This window comes from Streptomyces sp. MB09-01, assembly GCF_033794505.1.
GTDB lineage: Bacteria > Actinomycetota > Actinomycetes > Streptomycetales > Streptomycetaceae > Streptomyces.
This window is the reverse complement of sequence record NZ_JARAYQ010000506.1, coordinates 1-2,377: the sequence shown is the minus strand read 5'-3', so window position 1 is coordinate 2,377 and position 2,377 is coordinate 1. Positions and strand designations below refer to the sequence as shown.

The window sequence follows — 2,377 nt, the reverse complement described above, 5'->3', positions numbered from 1 at the left end:
GGCTGCGGGACCACCGACACCGGGCGCCCCACCCCGACCCTGGTCGCCGATCACGGCCGCCGGGTGGAGCGCCCGGTGTCGGTGGTCCCGCAGCCCACCTCCGCCCCGACGGCCGGATCCGGTGACACGGACCCCGCACCCGGCCCGGGCACCGGCGGGCTGCCCCGCCGGGTCCGCCAGGCCAGCCTGGCACCCCAGCTCAAGAAGACCCCGTCCGCCGCACCCGCCGAAGCCGCCACTGACCAGGGGGCCGACCGCGACGCGGAGGACGTACGCACGCGCATGTCCGCACTCCAGCGTGGCTGGACGGCGGGCCGCAACCAGCACGCTCCGCAGCAGTCCGAGACCGAGGCAGGCACACCCGCCGCCGGCGGTCCCGGATACGAGAACGAAGGGGACGGTCGATGACCGCACCGCAGACCGGCAACGACACCAGGGGCCGCGGCTCCGGCCCGCTCAACTGGCTCCTCGACGAGCTCGTCGACCGGGTCGGCTCCATCCGCAAGGCGGTGGTCCTCTCCGGCGACGGCCTGCCCACCGGCAGCTCCAAGGACCTGACCCGCGAGGACAGCGAGCACCTGGCGGCCGTGGCCTCCGGTTTCCACAGCCTGGCCAAGGGCGTCGGCCGGCACTTCGACTCCGGCCGGGTCCGGCAGACCGTGGTCGAACTCGACGAGGCCTTCCTCTTCGTCATGGCCGCGGGCGACGGCAGCTGCCTGGCCGTGCTGGCCGACGCGGACTCCGACGTCGGGCAGGTCGCGTACGAGATGACGCTGATGGTCAAGCGAGTGGGCGACCACCTGGCGACCGCCCCGCGCACCGGGCTGCCAGCCGGAGGGTGAGTCGTACGGCATGAGCGATTCAGGCCAGGACCACTCCACCGACACCGACATCGCCGCCGGCATCGGCTTCCCCGTCGACCCGTCGGCCGACGGCCCCGACCACGCGCACTGGTTCGACGACGACGCGGGTCCCGTCGTACGCCCGTACGCCATGACCCGCGGCCGGACCAGCCATGCGGGTCAGCACCGCCTCGACCTGATCGCGCTCGTCGTCGCCGAAGCGGCGGCCGACGATCCGGTCTGGGACATGACCCTCTCCCCGGAACACGCCCACATCCTCGGGCTGTGCCGGGGGCGGCCGCAGTCGGTCGCCGAACTCGCGGCCGACCTCGACCTCGCGGTCGGGGTCGTACGCGTCCTCATCGGCGACCTGGTCGATGAGGAACTGGTCCACGTGACCAGGCCGGTACCACCGGCCGAACTGCCCGATGAATCCATTCTGCGTGAGGTGATCGATGGCCTTCGGGCGCTTTAGCCGCACCGGTGCCATGCACGCGGTGTCGCCGGTCGAACCGCTGACCTTGAAGATCCTGGTCGCGGGCGGCTTCGGGGTGGGCAAGACCACCCTGGTGAGTGCGGTGAGCGAGATCAGACCGCTGCGGACCGAGGAGCGGCTCTCGGAGCCGGGCGTCGGTGTCGACGACACCGGGGGAGTGGAGGGCAAGAGCACCACGACCGTGGCCATGGACTTCGGGCGCATCACGCTGCGCGAGGACCTGGTGCTGTACCTGTTCGGCACCCCCGGACAGGACCGCTTCTGGTTCCTGTGGGACGAGCTGGCCCAGGGCGCGCTCGGCGCCGTGGTCCTCGCCGACACCCGCCGCCTCGCCGACTGCTTCGCGGCCGTCGACTACTTCGAGCGGCGCGGGATCCCGTTCGTGGTCGCGGTCAACTGCTTCGACGGCGCCGACCGGCACCCCGTGGTGACCGTACGGACGGCACTCGACCTCGACCCCGGGGTACCGGTCCTGCTGTGCGACGCACGGGACCGGGAATCCGTGAAGGACGTGCTGGTGGGGGTCGTGGAACACGCGATGTCCCTGGCGCGCGAGCGGCGCCGGAGCCTGTCCGCGGGGGCCTGACGACCGGCCCGCACGGGAGCCGGCGCGGTGCCCTCACGAGGGGCCCGGGACCGGCGCCCGGACGACGGGCCCGACATGGAGGCGACCCGTACCCCCGCCGACTGGGGTACGGGCCGCAGCTCTCACGGGGGGTCCGGGGTCCCGGTCGCGGCGCGGGACTGTGGAGCGAGTGTGAACCTGCCGCAGGGGGCCGTCAAGCGTTCGGACAACACGAGCTGTTCAGCGCACGGCGACGACGGCCGACCCGTGCCCGAACAGCCCCTGATTGGCCGTGATCCCGGCGCTCGCCCCCGGCACCTGCCGGTCCCCGGCCGTCCCGCGCAGCTGCCACGTCAGCTCGCACACCTGCGCGATGGCCTGGGCCGGTACCGCCTCCCCGAAGGAGGCCAGCCCGCCACTGGTGTTGACCGGGATCCGGCCGCCCAGCGCGGTCGCCCCCTCCCGGACCAGCTT

4 protein-coding genes and 1 pseudogene are annotated in these 2,377 nt (G+C 73.3%); 4 read left to right on the top strand and 1 reads right to left on the bottom strand.

Annotated elements, in window-relative coordinates; all coding sequences use genetic code 11:
* The 4 genes and pseudogenes from PV721_RS42945 to PV721_RS42930 all read left to right on the top strand — a co-directional run.
* Positions 1-408, top strand: a pseudogene (locus PV721_RS42945) (histidine kinase); the annotation flags it as partial.
* Positions 405-842 (top strand): roadblock/LC7 domain-containing protein, encoded by a 438-nt coding sequence (locus tag PV721_RS42940; RefSeq protein ID WP_030016314.1) that lies wholly within the window; start codon positions 405-407, stop codon positions 840-842. The pseudogene PV721_RS42945 and the gene PV721_RS42940, both read left to right, overlap by 4 nt.
* Before the next feature lie 10 nt (positions 843-852).
* Positions 853-1,317 (top strand): DUF742 domain-containing protein, encoded by a 465-nt coding sequence (locus PV721_RS42935; RefSeq protein WP_319734258.1) that lies wholly within the window; start codon positions 853-855, stop codon positions 1,315-1,317.
* On the top strand, positions 1,298-1,924 hold the full coding sequence (locus PV721_RS42930; protein ID WP_030706636.1) for a GTP-binding protein: 627 nt from the start codon (positions 1,298-1,300) through the stop codon (positions 1,922-1,924). Before PV721_RS42935 ends, PV721_RS42930 begins: the two co-directional genes overlap by 20 nt.
* Before the next feature lie 219 nt (positions 1,925-2,143).
* Here PV721_RS42930 and PV721_RS42925 read toward each other — a convergent pair.
* The coding region (locus tag PV721_RS42925; RefSeq protein WP_416371300.1) for a thiolase C-terminal domain-containing protein at positions 2,144-2,377 on the bottom strand (234 nt) is incomplete at its 5' end.